A 16,948-nucleotide genomic window follows, 5' to 3' on the forward strand; every position below is an offset into this window, starting at 1 on the left:
CGGAGTCCTAGTGGTCGTGGGCGGAACAGTGGTCTTCGGTGGCGCCGGACGGTAGATCGAGTGCGGGGTTGCGGTCAAGGAAGCCATTGGGGCGCAACGAGAATCCCGAGTAGTCGACCGGCATCACCGGCCAGTCCTCGGAGCGCGGGATGTGGGTCGGACCGAACACGTGCCACAGCACGAGGTCGGTGTCGACGAGGTTCCGGTCGGCCGCGGTCCACGCGGGCAGGCCCTCGCCGCCCGGATGCGCGTTCGGCCGGTCGCCAGCCGGGAATCGCTCCTCGGGGTGGTACTGCGTGGCCCACAGGTGCCGGGTGGCGAACGTCGCCCGCTGGTACACGCTCGACTCCGGCTGCGCCATCAGCGTCGCCGACGGCCGGGGGATCAGCTGGTACGCGGTGGGCGAGCCGAGCCGGTTGGTCCGCTCCGAGCTGCGGATCTCCCACACCCGCGCCTTGGCCGGATCCGCGAGCCGCTGAGCCTCTCGCTCACTGCGCAGCGGCGTCTCCTTCCAGGTGAACGCGTTGCCGTACGGGTTCCGCTCGCCGATCGGCACGCCTTCGACGTCGATCTCGACGAGCGAGTTGCGTTCGCCGTCGATCGCCACGTCCAGCCGGGCGCAGAACAGGTGCTGGTGCACCGGGGCGAACAGGCCGGGCGCGATCTCGTTGGCGTGCGGGTGTTTCGTGCCGGTGTGCGCGGCGCCCGCGAACACGATGCCGGTGGCCTTCGCCTCCAGTTCGACGGTGCCGTCGAGGTAGAGGTACCAGAAGAACCCGTAGTCGTAGTTCCCGATCGTGGAGATGGACGAGATCACCAGGCGCCGGGAGCGGCGGACTTCGGCGCGGCCGTCGAGATCGGTGTGCTTCCAGAGGATCCCGTAGTCCTCCTCATGCAGGCAGATCGCGCGCGGGATCTCCACCGGGTGGCCGTGGTCGTCGGCCACGAACGCCGGGAAGTAGTGGATGACGCCGAGGCAGTCGCAGCCGAGCCGCAGGTCGTTGCCGTTCTTGCCGAGCAGGTACTCGCCCGCGTCGAAGTAGCTGATCCAGAACCGGCCCGGCGCGGTGTCGCCGTACGGCACCACCATCTCCGGCACGGAGGCCCGGTGGAGCACGGACCGGTCCTGGAACGAGATCTGGTGCAGCGTCAGTCCCTCGCGGGCATTGAAACCGACCCGCAGTTTCCAGCCCTCCCAGGTGACCTCGTTGCCGTCGACGGCGAAGCTGGGTCCCTCGGGCTGCGTGATCTCGATCGGCTTGAGCGTGGTGCGGGGCGGGACGCCGGTGTAGCGACCGTGTTCCGGCGGGACGGGCACGTCGCCCTCGTCTTCCACCCGGAGCACGCGCCGCTCGGTCAGGTTGATGTGCACGATCAGGCCCTCGACCGGGTGTGCCCACGGGCTGTCGGACTCGTCGTCGCGCAGGAACGTCACGGTGCGGATCACCCGGCCGGCCTCGTCGGCCCTGCCGAAGAACCCGGGCGCCAGCGGAGCGCAGAAGGCGTGCTCGATCCGGTCGCCGAGCCCGCGCCGGTCCATCGCGGTCTGCCATTCCGGCGACGCCTTGGTGATCGACGCGGCGAGGTCGTACTCCTCGAACAGGAACGCGGGCTGGCCGTCCCCGCAGTCCTCGCTGGAGAGCACCGCGTGCTTCGTCAGCGAGACGAGGATGTCGCGCGCCTGGCCGGTGGCGGTGTCCAGCAGCGTGTACCGGACCTGGCGGTCGGTGACGGACTTGTCCGGTTCCACCTGGAGCACCGACGGGAACCGCGTGGTCTCGGTCAAATGGCCCTCGTCGGCCAGGATCGCGCGGCCCGCGATGAGCTCGTCGGCGGTCAGCGGGTCCAAGGGATGCGGCCTGGTCATGCCGCGCAGTCTTGCCGGGTTCGCACCGGTGTGGAGCGGCCGCGCGGCCGTCATGCGGTCGCGGACAAGAAGGCTGCGCTGACGGCCAACCCCCGCGAAAGGCCAGGCCCGCAGGATGACGCCATGCGACTGGATCTCGCGGGCAAGGCCGTGCTGGTGACCGGCGCGGCCTCCGGTATCGGTCTCGCCTGCGTCCGCGCGTTCCAGGCCGAGGGCGCGCGGGTTGCGGCACTCGATTTGGCACCCGTTGACGACGTGGTGGCGGTCCAGGCCGACGTGACCGACGAGCGTTCTGTCGCCGCAGCGGTCGGCGTGGTGGCCGAGCGGTTCGGCGGCCTCGACGTGGTCGTCGGCTGCGCCGGGATCTCCGGTCCGGTGGGCACGGGGGCCGCCGAGACCTCGGCCGCGGAGTTCGCGGCGGTGCTGGCGGTGAACGTCACCGGCCAATTCCTGGTGGTGAAGCACGCCGCGCCGTGGCTCACCGCGTCGCAGGGCTCGGTGGTGCTGCTGGCCAGCGACTCGGCGTTCACCAGCGCGCCCGGCATGGTGCCGTACTGCGCCTCCAAGGGCGCCGTGGTGGCGATGACCAGGGCGCTCGCGGTCGACCTGCCCGGCGTCCGCGTCAACTGCGTCTGCCCGTCGGTGGTGGACACCCCGATGTCCCGCGGCGATCTCGGCGACGTGCTCGACGATCCCGCGTTTCCCGTGCAGGCTCCGGAAGACGTCGCTTCGCACGTGCTCTACCTGGCCTCCGCGCGGTCGCGGACGGTCAACGGCCAGGCCGTGCTCGCCGACTACGGCGTCTCGGCCCGCTCGGGTTTTCCCGCTTAGAGAGGACTTTTGCTGTGACCAAGGTTGTCGCGATCACGGGTGGCGGTACCGGCATCGGCGCCGCGGTCGCCCGCCGGTACGCCGACGAGGGCGCCCAAGTGGTGGTGCTCGGACGACGGCGAGAGCCACTGGAGAAGGTGGCCGCCGAAACCGGCGCGCACGTCATCGCCTGCGACGCGGCCGAACGGGAGTCCGCCGAGAACGCGGTGGCCGAGATCATCGGCGCTTACGGCAGGCTGGACGTCGTGGTGGCCAACGCGGGCGGCCATGGTCTGTCCTCGGTGACCGGCACCAGCGACGAGGAATGGGAACTGGCACTACGCTCGAACCTGAACAGCGCCTTCGTGTTCTGCCGGGCCACGCTGCCCTCGCTGGTCGAGACCGGCGGCCAGCTCGTCATCGTCTCGTCGCTGGCGGGGTTGTTCGCCGGCCCGAACGTCGCGGGCTACACGGTCGCCAAGCACGCGCTGATCGGGCTGACCCGCTCGATCGCCCGCGACTACGGCCCGCAGGGCGTCCGCGCGAACGCGGTCTGCCCCGGCTGGGTGCGCACGCCGATGGCGGACGGCGAGATGGACCAGTTCGCCGAGGCCGCGGGCTTCTCCGGTCGTGACGAGGGCTACCGCCGCGTGACCGCCGAGGTCCCGCTGCGCAGGGCGGCCGAGCCCGAGGAGATCGCGTCGATCGTGCGGTTCCTCGGCTCGGCGGAGTCGTCCTACATCACCGGCGCGGTGATCGTGGCCGATGGTGGCGCGCACGCCGTCGACCTGCCCACCCTCGCCTTCGAACGCGCCGGCCTGGGGTCGTGAGTGTTTAGGCCGGTTAGAACCGCCCCGCCCGTCGCCCACCACCACCCTCAACGGAGGCGCTGCGCGCCGCTGTGTTCGTTCGAGCACTCACGACCCCAGGTAGGCGGCGTGCAGGGTGCTGGGGGAGGCCAGCAGCTCCTGCGCGCCGCCCGCGTACGTGACCCGGCCCGAAGACACCACCAGCGCGTCGGTCGCGGCGCCGAGCGCCAGGTGCGTGAACTGCTCGACGAGCAGGATCGCGGCGCCCTCCTCGGCGAAGCGGGTCACCAGCGGCAGTAGCCGGGTGAACACCACCGGCGCGAGGCCGAGTGACATCTCGTCGATCAGCAGGAACGACGGCCGCACGGCGAAAGCGCGGGCGAGCACCACCATCTGCTGCTCGCCGCCGCTCAGCAGCGCCGCCGGTGAGTCACGGCGTTTCTCCAGCTCGGGGAAGAGATCGAACAGTTCGTCCACCCGCGCGCGGGTGCGCGCGGTCAGCATCAGGTTCTCCAGCACGGTCAGGCCGCCGAACACCGCGCGGCCCTGCTCGATATGCGCCAGGCCCCGGCGCGCGCGAGCGACCCGGGAGTGCTTGGTGATCTCGTCCGGTCCGATGTGGATGGTCCCGGCCGCGGCGGGCACCACCCCGGAGACGGCCTCCAGGAGGCTCGTCTTGCCCGCGCCGTTGGGGCCGACGAGCGCGGTGATGCGGCCCGGTTCGAGGGTGAGGTCTACGTCCCGGATCACCGGTCCCGCGCCGCGCGTGACGGTCAGCCCCGCTATCCGCAAAGCGTTCACAGCAACTCCTTCTCACCCATGTACGCCTTGAGCACGGCCGGATCGGCCAGCACCTCGGCCTGCGGGCCAGACGCCAGCACCCGGCCGAAGTCGAGGACGGTGATCGTGTCGCAGACCGAGCGGACCAGGTCCAGATCGTGCTCGATGAGCAGCACGGACACCCCGAACCGCGCGGGCACCTGCCGCAGCCGCTCGCCGAAGGCGACGTGCTCCTCGTGCGGGAGTCCGGCGGCGGGTTCGTCCAGCAGCAGGACCCGCGGCTTCGCCAGCAGATTCCCGACGACCTCGACCAGCCTGCGCGCGCCGACGTCCACTTGCGACAGTGGCGTGCGCGCGGCCGGGCAGCCGAAGAAGTCCAGCGCCTCGCCGATCTCGGCCGCGGTCAGCCGCCGCCGGGCGAGGAACTTGAGATACGCGCCGATGGTCAGCCCCGGCGGGACCCGGTCCTGCTGGAACGTCCGGCGCAGCCCGGCGCGCGCCCGGTTCGACGGAGAGCCGGTCAGCGGCCTGCCGCCGAGTTCGACCGCGCCGTCGGCGTTCGGCAGGAACCCGCTGATCGCGTCGACGAGCGTCGACTTGCCCGCGCCGTTCGGCCCGATCACGCCGAGCACGCCATGTTCGGGCACCACTATGTCCACTGAGGACAGTGCGGTGACGTGGCCGAAGTTCACGCTCAGCCCGCGCACGGTGAGCAGCGGTGGTCCGGGGGAGACCGGTTCGACGGTCGCGGTCTCGGCGGCCAGGTCGAGTTTCGCCGGTTCCTTCTTCGACCGCCGGTACCACAGGTGCCGCACGGTGGTGCCGAGGTTGCCGCCGCTGGCCAGCGCCTGCACACCGAGCACGCCGAACACCACCAGACCCCAGTCCTGCGGGATTCCCCAGCGCTTGAGCAGTTCCGGGACACCGACCCAGAGGATCGCGCCGAACACGGCCATGTCGATCAGATGCGCGCCGGACATGATCGCCAGTACGTACAACGCCAGCGATTGGATCGCGGTGAAGCTGGCCGGGAACGCCAGCCCGACCTGCCCGGTGAGCAGGCCGCCGCTGATCCCGCCGAGGGTGGCGCTCACCGCGAACGCGGTCAGTTTGGATGTCCGCACGCTCGTGCCCGCCGCCGCCGTCCCGCGTTCGGAGAACGCGACCGCCTGCCATGCGCTGCCCCAGCGTCCACGGCGCAGGAAGTACACGGCGAGGCAGCACAGCACCAGCACGACCACGGCGAGCAGGAAGTAGGACCGGTCGTCGGCGAAGGCGTCCGGCCGTTCGACCGAGATGCCGCCGGCGACACCGGGGAACTGCAGCTGCACCAGGGCGAGGTCGGTCGCGGCGGCGAGCCCCAGCGTGACGACGGCGAGGTTGATCCCGCGCAGCCGCAACGCCGGGAGCCCGACGAGGATCCCGACGACGCCCGCCACGAGCCCGCCGAGCAGCAGCCAGACCAGGAACCCGCCTGGTGCCTGTGCCTTGTTGAGCGCCGACACCGTCCAGGCGCCGACAGCGCCGAAGGTCAGCTGGCACAATGAGATCATCCCGGCGCTGCCGGTGACCACGCCCAGTCCGAGCAGCGAGATCCCGGCGACGACCGCGCTCATGCCGAGGTAGACGAAGTACCCGTCGAGCCCGACGCTCAGCCCGTAGCCGACGGCGATCGCCACCAGGGCGACCACGAACGGCATCCCGCGTTCAGCGAGCCGCATCCCATACCTCCTTGCGCTGCGACCACAGCAGCAGTGCGACGATCACCGCGAACGGCAGGAAATACCGCGCGACGGACAGGCCGTCGACCTGCGCGGCCGCGCCTTGGACCAGCCCGAGCACCAGCCCGCCCGCGACCGCGAGATCCAGCCTGCGGAACCCGCCGAGCAGTGCCGCCGCGGACGCGGGCACCACCAGCATCGCCAGCGAGGTCGCGTCGTTGGACTGCGACGGCGCGACGATCGAGATCACGAGCGTGCTGACCAGTCCGGTCGCCGCCCAGACCGCGACGGCGAGCCGTTTCGCCGGGATGCCCAGCAGCTCGGCCGTGGTCGGGCGTTCGGACAGGGCCCGCAGCTGGACTCCGGCCGGGGTCCGGCTCAGCACGATCTTGCTGGCTGCCGCGACCACCGCCGCCACCGCGACGGTGACCACCGTGACCTGGCTGATCACGACTCCGCCGACGGTGAGCGCGGGGCCATCGAGTATCGGGTGGAAGGGCTGCGGTTTGTTGCCGAACAGGATGAACGACAACGAGATCAGCAGGAGCAGCACCGCCACGGTGACCGCCGAGCGGGTGCCGGTGTCCGCCTCGGCGAGCCACGTCGAGACGATCCAGCCGAGCAGGGCGCTGAGCAGCCCGCCGAGCAGTATCCCCGCGATGGTGGCGAGCCACGTCGGCAATCCCGCGACGGCGGACAGGAACACCGCCACGTAGCAGCCGAACATGCCGGTGGCCGACTGGGCGAAGTTGACCACCCGCACCAGCCGCGACATCAGCGTCAGGCACACCGCCAGCACCGCGTACAGCCCGCCGGCGGCCAGGCCTGCCAGCGCTCCCTGCAGCATCGTCTCCTCCTACTTCTTCGGGATGCGCAGCCAGTCGTTCGCGACCAGCTCCCATTTGCCTGCGCCGGAAGCGAGCTTGATCGGCCAGCCCGCGGTGTTGTCGTGGTGCGTCTGGCCTTGGCCGAAGACATACGGTGTGCCGACCATCGGGTCGCTGATCGGCTTCATCTCGTGCAGCGCCTTGGTCACCGACTCGCGGGTGATGTCGCCGCTGATCCCGCGGACGACGGCGAGGAAGTACTTCGCCGCCAGGTAGCCGCCCTGGCTGAAGGACGTCAGCGGGATGCCGTTCTTGGTCATCAGGTCGCGCCAGTCCTTGTTCTGCGGGCTGGTCGCGTCGGTGAACGGGTAGAACTCGGCCGGCACGTACACCCCGGCGCCCGCGTTGGTGGTCGCCTTGGCGTAGTTCTCGCTGTAGACGCTGGTGAGCAGCAGCCAGGTGACGTCGGTCCAGCCCTGCGCCGCGGCGGCCTTGAGCTGGCCGATCGAGTCCGGCTCGACCGGGTTCACCGTGATCGCCTTGCAGCCCGCGTTGCGTGCCTTGACGATGTAGGAGGTGTAGTCGGAACCGCCGTAGGGCACGGTCGCGTCGAGGTACTTGAGCTTCTTGCCGGTGATGGCCGACCACTCGTCGATGGCCGCCTGGTACGACGGCAGCGTGTTGCCCGCGATCTCGAGCAACGCGCAGATGTTGTCGAGCTTGAGGGTCTCCGAGCCGTAGAGCAGCGTCAGCGTCATGTCGTGGTACGGGCCGACGTTGACCGGGGCGATGTTGGGGCTGGAGAAACACGCCGGGTCGACGCCGATGCCCTGCATCGACAGGATCTTCTGCTGCTCGTAGTACTTGGCGTTGATCTCGCATTCGAGCAGGCTCGACGAGCCGACCAGCGCCACCGCCTGGTCGCGGCCGACGACCTCGCGGGCCGCCGCGGCCGCGGCCGCCGGGTCGCCTTTGTCGTCGAGGGCCTTGTACTCGATCTGCCTTCCGTTCACGCCGCCGCTCGCGTTGGCCGCGTCGAAGACCGCCTTGGCGGCCTGTGAGGCTTCGGGGAAGGTGGCCGCGCCGCTCAGTGCGTTGACCGAACCGACCTTGATCGGGCCGCTGGAGCCGCTTTCCGCGCCCGCGCAGCCCGTGGTGGCGAGCAGTACGGCGGCGGCGAGCGCGGACAGGCGCCTCATCGGTCCTCCGCCGCGTTCACCACGGGGACGGAGTCGACGAACTGCTCGAACGAGGTGAGTTCGCCGCCGTCGAACTTCCACACGTGCGCGACGCGGGCGGTGAACGAGCGGCCGGTCTCGCGGTGCTTGCCCTGGTAGGTGCCGATGCCGACGATGGTGTCGCCCGCGTCGGCGAGCTCGCCGAGTGTGAACCGGTAGCCGTCCCAGTCGTTCGCGATCGCGCCGAAGACCTTCTCCTTGACCTCGTCCGGGCCGGTATAGGTTCCGGCGTAAGGGAAACCGGCCGCCTCCGTCCAGGTGGTCGCCGGGCCGAGCGGGGCCAGCATGCCCGCCAGGTCACCCCGGTCGCTCGCCGCGTAGTGCGCGGCGATGATGTCTACATTGGACACTTGTGCTCCTTCAGACCGGTTGCGCGTCGGGGTAGGCGACGGCGCCGAGTGGGTAGATGTGCCCGCCCGCGCGGGAATGTTCCGACCGGCCGTCACCGGTCAGGCCGAGGAAGACGCCGGTGGTCCGCAGCGCGTAGCCGAGGTCGTGCAGCCACACGCTGGCCACGGCGATGCGGAATTCGCGGAAGCAGAACAGGTAAAGCCCGTCCTGGAACTTCCACACGGTCGACAGGTCCATGTCGCCGTGGCCGCGCTGGACACCCTCGAGGCATTGCCACGCATACCGTTGCGACGAAACGTAAACGTGCTCGTAGAGGTGTTCCGGGCTGTAGCGGTAGATGTTGCGCTTGCCGATCAGGTCGCGTGACGGCGCGGGTTCCTCACCCGTCGCGGCGCCGGCGTCGGTGATGCCGGACCAGAACGTCTGCGAGACACGGGGAACGCCCTCGACGTCTTCGGCGCCGATCACCGAACGCACGGCCAGCGCGCGATGCGTGGTCGTGGAAAAGACCACGGTGAGCGCTTCCCCTTCGACGCTGGTGTGGGGAAGGTTCACGAAGAAGACGTCTTCCCGGACGGCGACCGCGTCGTAGGGATCCTTGATGCCGTTGCAGGTGGCGGTTTCGGCGTCTTCGAACCGCAGGGCGAGCGTCGTCCCGCGGTCGAGGGTGACGGTGAGCTCGCGTCCGGTCAGGTCCGCGTTCGGCAGTCGATAGGTGGCGATTCCGGCGGCGAACTCGTCATAGGTGCGCCACTTCTCCTCGGGTGCTTCGGACATGCGGCCATCGTCGAGGTGCCCGCCCGGCCGAGGCCAGCCATCGCGCGCTGGGTGGCAACTACCGGTCGCTCACGGTCAAGCCGCGCCGCACCTCGCTCGGCGAGCAGCCGAACTCCGTCTTGAACACCCGGCTGAAGTGCGGCGCGTCGACGAAACCCCACTTCGCCGCGATGGCCGCGACGGGCCGTGAAGCGTGCACCGGGTCGAGCAATTCGCGGCGGCAGTGCTCGAGACGGCGGGTGCGGATCCAGCCCGAGACAGTCGTGCCCTGCTCGTGGAAGAGCCCGTGCAGATGCCGGGTGGAGATGTAGTGCTCGGTGGCGATCTGCGCCGGGTTGAGCTCGGGGGAGGAGAGGTTCGCGTCGATGTAGGCCAGCACGCGGCGCATGAGTTCGTGATGCGGGCCCGCTGTCGCGCGCGCGAGATCCAGTTCGCTGGCGAACAGGGTGGCGAGCAGGTCGACCGCGGTATGCGCGAGCCGGACCCCCGCAGGGCCGCCGAGCTGGTCGAGGTTGCTGCCAAGCTGGGCCAGGAACGGCACGACAACGTTGCCCATGCCGCGTTTGCCCGACATCGGGACCGCGGTCAGCTGGCCGACCAGGTCACGGGGGAGGTCGATGCGCCGCTGCGGGAACATCACCACGAGCGTCCGGAAGTCCTCCTCGAACGCCAGTGAATACGGGCGGTGTGTGTCGTACAACGCCACGTCACCGGGTCGCAGCCGGGCTTCGCGGTTGTCCTGCCTGAGCACTCCGGTGCCGGACAGGATCAGGCTCAGCTTGTAGTAGTGCCGGTCCGCCCTGGCGATCAGCTCCGGCGTGCGTTCGACGACGTGGGCCGAGGCGGTCACCTCGGTCAGCTGCACGTCATCGGCCCCGCAGGTGCGGATGCGGCCGCGGAAATGATCGCGATGCTCGCTCGTCACGTGCAACGGCACGAAGGACTGCGACACCGCCGTGCGGAAATCGGTGAAATCGCGCGCGACCGTGGTGATGGTCGGGTCGGCGGTGGCGGTGCTCACGACGTCACCTCACAGCATCGGGGGGACCAATTTCATATACGATAAGCGATACGATGCCACTGGGCAACGCTCGCCCCCCGGGCCTCGAGGATGTCGGCCGGTGCGAGTGGAAACAAGGGCGGCCCTTGTCACGCTAGACGTGACAAGGGCCGCCCTTGTCACGTCCAGCGAGCGCGACCCCGCGCAGGTCACCAGCTACTGCCAGTCCCAACCGTCCGCGACCCTGGAGCCCAGGTACGAAAAGCCCGAAAGGGGCTTTCGTCAGGTGGGATCTGACGAAAGCCCCTTTCGGGCTTGGGGTGACCTCGGGGGTCAGCGGTCCTTCATGCCTCGTTCGATCGCCTCGATGATCTTCGGGCGGAGAGCCGCCGCCGAGATGATCTCGTCGACCGAGCCGACCTGGACGGCGCGCTCGATGCTGTGCACACCGTCGAACTCCGCGCCGACCTCGCTCAGCTTCTCCGTGCGGACCGAGGCGCGGAGCTCGGCGAGCTGGGCCGTCAGCAGCGCCTTCTCCGAGCTGGACGCGGCGCTGATGCGGGCCTCCAGTTCGAGCACCGCCGGGTCCTTGGCCGTGCGCTGGTTGACCTCACTGCCGAAGACCGCGGCCGCGGCGGGCGCGCCGCCGATGACCGAGGCGAACGAGCCCTCGATCGCGAGGACGGTCATGTTCGGGTTCAGCGCCTTCGAGAAGACCACGAACGCGCCACCGTGGTACCGCGAGATCACGGTGAACACGATCGGGCCCTCGAAGTTGACGATCGCGCGGCCGATCTCCGCGCCGTACTCCAGCTGGAGCTTGCGCATCGACTCCGGCGAGCCGTCGAAGCCGGACAGGTTCGCCAGCACCACGAGCGGCCGGTTGCCGCTGGCCGAGTTGATCGCGCGGGCGACCTTCTTCGACGAGCGCGGGAACAGGGTGCCCGCGGTGTAGGAGTCCGGACCGTCGGTGGGAGGGAAGCCGCGGCGCTGCACGGACTTCGACTCGATGCCGATCAGGCAGACCGGGAAGCCGCCGAGGTGGACGTCCTGCACCGACGCGGTGTCGGCGTCGGCCATGCCCGCCCAGCGCTCCAGCACCTCGTGGTCCTGGTCGGACACCGCGCGCATGACCGTGCGGATGTCGAACGGCTTCTTGCGGTCGGGGTTGGTCTCCTTGGCGAAGATCTGGCCGACCGTGGTGAAGTCGCTGCCCTCGGCGTTGTGCGGGTACACGGTGACGTCGCGGTCGGTCGGGTCGCTCGTGGTCGCCCGCCGCACCGAGGTCTCCGACGGCACGATGTACGTGTGGTCGTAGTGCGCCATCAGCACGTCGCGCGCGCCTGCCAGGTTCGGCGCCCAGTACTGCGCCTGCCCGTTGACACCCATGACGCGGTCGTAGCCGCCGATGCCGAAGTTGTCCTCGGCCGAGACACCACCGGAGAAGTCGAGCGCCTGCTTGCCGGTCAGCACCATCGCCGAGTCCGGCGTCATCACCAGGATGCCCTTGGTGTGCATGAGCATCGTGGCTTCGGCGTTCCAGTACGGCTGGGCGCCGACGTTGATGCCGGCGACCACGATGTTGATCTCGCCGCCGTCCTGGGTGAAGTTGACGATCCGCTTGAGCGCGGCCGCCACCCAGTCCATGTTCTCAGTGCCGGACTCCATGGAGATCTTCGCGCCGGACGAGAGCGCGAACCACTCCAGCGGGACCTGCATCTCCTCGGCGAGGTCCAGCGCCGCGATCACCCGCGAGCACTCGGGCTCGGACAGCGCGCCGAGACCCTTCGTCGGGTCACCCAGCAGCACGACACGCGTGATGCCCTCCGGGTGCCGCTTGGTCGGCGTGGTCGCCACACCGGCGACGAGCGAGGCCTTGTTCTTGCCACGCGGCCGGTCGACCGGGACCAGCTTGCCGTCGACCAGGTCGTGCTCGGTGAACGAGCCGTCCGGACCGGACAGCAGCTCGGTGAGCTCGTACGGGTAGACGTTGCCGCGACGCGCCGCGCGCAGCACCTTCTGGCGGTAATCGTCGAGCGGCTTGATCATCTCGGTCGACGGCTCGCCGACGGTCAGCTTGACCCCGGTGCTCGCGTCGACGTTGATCCGGACCGCGATCTCCGCCAGCTCGCCGGTGTTCTTGTCGCGGCGGCGGCCCAGGAACTGGATCTCCTCGAGGCCCGCGCCCCCGGTGGTCGGCAGCACGCGCTGGGCGAGCGTGTTCAGCTCGTCCATGGACAGCTCGCTGGTCGGCCACACGTAGACGAGGATCCGGTTGGTGTCGAACCGCTTGTTGGCCGGGCGCTGCGCCTGGACCTTGCGGATCGCGTCCATGCAGGTCGCCAGGATGTCCTCGGCGGCGGGCAGCGCGAGCAGCTTGCCGTTGTTGTCGCGCAGCGGCGTCAGGTCGCGGACCTGGGCGAGCGCGACGAGCCGCTCGTCACCGGGGCTCTCCGGCGCGACGCACTTGAACAGGTAGACCTCTTCGTCCGCCGACGGCAGCCGCGTGAGGTCGAACCCGCGCAGCCGCTCCAGCTGCATGCGCACCGCGATCTGCGGGTGCAGGCCGCGGATGAGCCGCTCCTCGGTGAACCCTTCGGCCGACGGCCGGAAGGTGAAGTGGTGGTGGATCACCGCGCCACTGCGCCCGGCGACGGTCGTGGTGATGCGGCGGACCTGCTGCGGCAGCGGCTCGGCGGCCACCACCTTGCGCAGCACGGCGGCCATCGCGTCGGCGTCGTCCGGCTGGTCGCCCCAGGTGAGGTAGAGGTCGGCGACCAGGTCACCCGACGGCGGCAGATCCGCGGCGAGCTCGCCGACCGCGCGGACGGCCTCGCCCAGCGCGGGGAAGTCGACGGCGGTGGTGACGACGCGGGTGTGCTCGCCCTCGGCCACGTGCTCGGCGACGACGAACGTGCCGGTCTCCGAGCTCGCCGTGCGGAGGTTCTCGAGCGAGCGGTTGCGGTAGTAGCGGCGGGTCAGCACTTCGAGCAGCGGCACCGGGTCCATGCCCTCGCGGCCGATGCGCTGGCCGAGCAGCCTGACGAGCGGCTCGGAGCTGGTGACCATCGACGCGATGCGCTCGGCGCGGTCGGGCGCGTCCGGGTTCTTGTCCAGGTAGCGCAGGTGCGCCCGGACGTCCGCGTAAACCTCGGCGCGGCTGCGGCGCAGCAGCGGCTGGGCGAACCAGCGGAACACCACGCTGCGGGCGAGGTCGCCGACGGACGGGAAGCGCAGCTGGGTGGCCGCGACCAGGTGCTCCAGCACCAGGCCTGCCGGTTCACGCGAGTCGCCGGTCGGCGGCTCCTCGGTGAGCCACAGCTGCAGCAGCGCGACGATGATCTTGACGTCGGCCGCCGATCGCTGCTGCGCCAGGAAGATACGGAACACCGCGCCTTCGAGCGCGGGCGTGCGCTCGAAGTCCTCGATGCCGTAGTGGCTCAGCACGCGGGCGAGCCGCGCCTTGAACGTCTCCGAAAGCCCGGCGCGGTCGACGTCGAGGCTCTGCAGATAGGTGTGGAAGTACTCGCGCGGGCTGTGCACCCGACTGTCCGCTTTGGACTCTTCACCGGCCGGCTTGTTGCGGCTCAGCTCGGAAAGATCGGCGAACAGGCTCAGCAGTTCGGTCTCACCGTCCACTGTGCGCTCACCGGCGGCGAGGAGTTCTTGGCGCGCCGCGAGGTACGACGTCAGCGCACGCTTCTCGTCGTGCGGGTCGACGTCGAACCCGAGCAGCAGGCTGCGCAGGTCCTGCAGGCCGCGCGCGGCGCGGTCCGCCGCCGAGACGCCGCCCGGCTCGACCGGGACGTCCAGCTTGACCTCGGCCACCTCTTCGGCGGGACCATCGGCCTCGTCGGCGTCGCCGAGCGGCTCGAGCCGCAGCAGCGGGGCGCCGGTCTCGACCTGGCTGCCGACGGAGACCGTGCATTCCTTGAGCCTGGCGCGGAACGGCGCGCGCAGCACCGTCTCCATCTTCATGCTCTCGAGCACGAGCACCGGTGCGCCCGCCTCGACCTCAGCGCCGACTTCCAGCGGGGTCGCGACGACCAGCGCGGGCGCGGGGGAGCGGACGACGCCGCCCTCGTCGAGGCTGACGCGGTGCGTGACACCGTCGACCTCGACCAGGTGGATCGGCCCGTGCGTGCCGGTGACCAGGCGGAACCGGCTGCCGTTGACCGTGATCTGGCCGGTGTGCGCGTCGAACCGGTCGACCACGACGTCCATCGGGTGCAGGTCGTTGCCGTTGGTGACGCCGACGCGGAACCGCTTGGGGCCGGTGCGCGCGACGGTGACCTTGTAGGCGATACCGCGCAGCTTCAGGTCGAGCGGGCGGCCGCTCTTGTGCTGGACCTGGGGACGGCCACCGTGCGAGGTCTCCAGCAGGCGCTGGCGCTCGACGGACTCCTCGACCTCGTACGCCTCGATGGCGGCCGCGGCGAGCGCGATCGCGGAGTGGCGGTGCAGCACCAGCCTGCCCTGCGCGCGGACGCGGTCGATCCAGCCGGTGTCGGCGGAGGCGTCGATCACCTCGGGCTGGTCGAGCAGGTCGAGCACGAAGCTCTTGTTGGTCGCGCCGCCCTCGATGATGACCGTGGTGTTGGCCATCGCGCGGCGCAGGCGGCCGAGCGCCTCGTCGCGGTCGCGGCCGTAGGCGATGATCTTGGCGATCATCGAGTCGAAGTCGGCGGGGATGCTGTCGCCCTCGCTGACGCCGGTGTCCACGCGGATACCGGGACCGGCGGGCAGCGTCAGGCGCGCGATGCGGCCCGGCGACGGCGCGAAGTCGCGGTCGGGGTCTTCGGCGTTGAGCCGCGCCTCGATGGCGTGGCCGAACTCGGTGGGCTTCTCGCCTTCGAGCTTGCCGCCGGACGCGACGTGCAGCTGCGCCTTGACCAGGTCGACGCTGGTGGTCAGCTCGGTGATCGGGTGTTCCACCTGCAGGCGGGTGTTGACCTCGAGGAACGCGAACAGCTTCTCGCCGGGGTGGTACAGGAACTCGACGGTCGCCGCGCCCTTGTAGTCCACGGCCAGCGCGAGCCGCTCGGCCGAGGCCTTGAGGTCCTCGGTCTGCTCGGGGCTCAGCACCGGCGAAGCGGACTCTTCGATGACCTTCTGGTTGCGCCGCTGCACCGAGCAGTCGCGGACGCCGAGCGCCCACGCGGTGCCCTGGCCGTCGGCGATGACCTGCACCTCGACGTGCCGCGCGCCGGAGACGAGCCGCTCCAGGAAGACGACACCGGAGCCGAACGCGCGCAGCGCCTCCTGGCTGGTGCGCTCGTAGGCGTCGGTCAGCTCGTCGGCCGAGTCGACCCGGCGGATACCGCGCCCGCCACCACCGGCGGTCGCCTTCAGCATCAGCGGGTAGCCGATCTTCTCGGCGGCCGCGATGGCGTCTTCGAGCGTGGCGACCTCGCCGCGGCTCCACGGCGCGACCGGCACGCCGACCTCTTCGGCGATCAGCTTCGAGCCGATCTTGTCACCGAGCTTGCGCATCGCCTCGGCGCTCGGGCCGACGAAGGTGACGCCGGTCTTCTCGCACAGTTCGGCGAACGCCGGGTCCTCGGCGACGAAGCCCCAGCCGACCCACGCGGCGTCGGCCTCGGTCTCGCGGAGCGCTTTCTCCAGCAGCTCCAAATTCAAATACGGCCGAGCGGCGGCGGGCCCGAGCGGGTAGGCGATATCCGCCTCCCGGACGAAGGTCGCCGTCTGATCGGCATCGGTGTACAGGGCGACTGTCTCGATCCGGGCTCCTGTCTCCGCGGAGAGCTCCCGGACGGCGTGGATGAGACGCATTGCGGCCTCACCACGGTTGATGATGGCGACACGACTGAACACCGACTGAGCCTCCCACGACGGACACACCTCAGGGCGACGATCCTGATCAAGGAATCATCGCCCAGTTTCCTGAGGCACACTCTCTCGCGTACCGCGCCGGAACGCTATGTCGGACTTGACGCATGGCGCGGGCCATTCATTGTGGACAACGTCAAAAAACGGCCTGTCCAGCGAACTTTCCGTGAGCTGGGTCGCAGTAGTTAGGGGTCCCCTATATTGCCGGAGGGTAAACAAGCTGTCCGAAATGTCCGGATGACGGGCCCGGCTCAGATGTCGAGCTGGCGGTCGTGGAGCCGCCTCAGTAGCACCTGCGACACCAGCGCGCCGCACAGGCAGAGGAACATGTCCCACTGGGTGTCCCAGACGTCGCCTTGGGTCGCGAGGAAGTCGTCGGCGCCCGCGCCGAGTATCACCGCGCTGAGCCATTCGACGAACTCGAAGCACGCGCTGATCGCCAGGCAGACGCTCGTCGTGAGCGTGAACACCCAGCCGCCCGGCCGCAGCGGGGTCCGCCGGAGCAGGATTTCGCGGACCGCTACGGCGGGCACGAAGCCCTGGACGAAGTGGGCGAACCGGTCGTAGTTGTTGCGCTGGCTGCCCATGAGATCTTGGACCGCTTCGCCGAGCGGCGTCTCCGCGTAAGTGTATTGACCGCCGTAACAGAGCACGAGCGCGTGGAACACGAGCAGCCAGCAGAGCAGCCGGGTGAGCGGGAACCGCTTCCGCAGCGCGAGCACCAGCGGCAGGCCGATGAGCACCCAGACCACTTCGAGCACCCATGTGCCGAGCGAGGTCGCGTGCGTTCCCGTCCAGGCGAGCGCGGCGAGCACCACCGCGACCAGCAGGCCGCCCTCGGTCCGGCCGACGGTCGTCATCGCAGCGACCTTACCCGCGAGATCATCGCGGACGTCGAACCTTTCGGCCCTCCCGTCC

Annotated in this window: 12 protein-coding genes; 2 read left to right on the forward strand and 10 right to left on the reverse strand. The window is 70.0% G+C overall.

The features are described 5' to 3' along the window. Positions 1-7: 7 nt before the first annotated feature. On the reverse strand, positions 8-1,867 hold the full coding sequence (locus tag BLV57_RS05245; RefSeq protein ID WP_091287888.1) for a primary-amine oxidase: 1,860 nt from the start codon (positions 1,865-1,867) through the stop codon (positions 8-10). Positions 1,868-1,990: 123 nt separating this feature from the next. Here BLV57_RS05245 and BLV57_RS05250 point away from each other — a divergent pair, with 123 nt between their 5' ends. Next, a complete protein-coding gene (locus BLV57_RS05250; protein WP_091287220.1) occupies positions 1,991-2,698 on the forward strand; it encodes an SDR family NAD(P)-dependent oxidoreductase in 708 nt (235 codons plus the stop codon). A 14-nt stretch (positions 2,699-2,712) separates the two neighbouring features. Further along, positions 2,713-3,507, forward strand: a complete 795-nt coding sequence (locus BLV57_RS05255) for an SDR family NAD(P)-dependent oxidoreductase (RefSeq protein ID WP_091287223.1) — start codon at positions 2,713-2,715, stop codon at positions 3,505-3,507. 87 nt (positions 3,508-3,594) lie between these two features. On the opposite strand, the gene BLV57_RS05260 is transcribed toward BLV57_RS05255, so the two are convergent. The 9 genes from BLV57_RS05260 to BLV57_RS05300 all read right to left on the reverse strand — a co-directional run bounded on the left by BLV57_RS05260 (position 3,595) and on the right by BLV57_RS05300 (position 16,890). Beyond that, on the reverse strand, positions 3,595-4,287 hold the full coding sequence (locus tag BLV57_RS05260) for an ABC transporter ATP-binding protein (protein WP_091287224.1): 693 nt from the start codon (positions 4,285-4,287) through the stop codon (positions 3,595-3,597). After that, a complete protein-coding gene (locus BLV57_RS05265; protein WP_091287227.1) occupies positions 4,284-5,987 on the reverse strand; it encodes a branched-chain amino acid ABC transporter ATP-binding protein/permease in 1,704 nt (567 codons plus the stop codon). The genes BLV57_RS05260 and BLV57_RS05265 overlap by 4 nt, the downstream gene beginning before the upstream one ends. Continuing rightward, complete coding sequence (locus BLV57_RS05270; protein WP_091287228.1) at positions 5,974-6,834, reverse strand: branched-chain amino acid ABC transporter permease; 861 nt, start codon at positions 6,832-6,834, stop codon at positions 5,974-5,976. Before BLV57_RS05270 ends, BLV57_RS05265 begins: the two co-directional genes overlap by 14 nt. A 9-nt stretch (positions 6,835-6,843) precedes the next feature. After that, positions 6,844-8,013, reverse strand: a complete 1,170-nt coding sequence (locus BLV57_RS05275) for an ABC transporter substrate-binding protein (RefSeq protein ID WP_091287231.1) — start codon at positions 8,011-8,013, stop codon at positions 6,844-6,846. Beyond that, positions 8,010-8,402 carry a nuclear transport factor 2 family protein gene (locus BLV57_RS05280; protein WP_091287234.1) on the reverse strand — a complete coding sequence of 131 codons (393 nt, stop codon included), beginning with the start codon at positions 8,400-8,402 and terminating at the stop codon, positions 8,010-8,012. Before BLV57_RS05280 ends, BLV57_RS05275 begins: the two co-directional genes overlap by 4 nt. 10 nt (positions 8,403-8,412) lie before the next feature. After that, complete coding sequence (locus tag BLV57_RS05285; RefSeq protein ID WP_091287237.1) at positions 8,413-9,180, reverse strand: MoaF C-terminal domain-containing protein; 768 nt, start codon at positions 9,178-9,180, stop codon at positions 8,413-8,415. Positions 9,181-9,238: 58 nt separating this feature from the next. Continuing rightward, a complete protein-coding gene (locus BLV57_RS05290; RefSeq protein WP_091287238.1) occupies positions 9,239-10,201 on the reverse strand; it encodes an AraC-like ligand-binding domain-containing protein in 963 nt (320 codons plus the stop codon). 312 nt (positions 10,202-10,513) lie between these two features. Then, on the reverse strand, positions 10,514-16,015 hold the full coding sequence (locus tag BLV57_RS05295; RefSeq protein WP_091287241.1) for an ATP-binding protein: 5,502 nt from the start codon (positions 16,013-16,015) through the stop codon (positions 10,514-10,516). Positions 16,016-16,281: 266 nt separating this feature from the next. Further along, positions 16,282-16,890: a DUF2238 domain-containing protein gene (locus BLV57_RS05300; protein WP_091287889.1), complete on the reverse strand. Its 609-nt coding sequence runs from the start codon at positions 16,888-16,890 to the stop codon at positions 16,282-16,284. Positions 16,891-16,948 lie beyond the last annotated feature (58 nt).

The sequence above is a fragment of the Amycolatopsis xylanica genome (assembly GCF_900107045.1).
GTDB classification, from domain to species: domain Bacteria; phylum Actinomycetota; class Actinomycetes; order Mycobacteriales; family Pseudonocardiaceae; genus Amycolatopsis; species Amycolatopsis xylanica.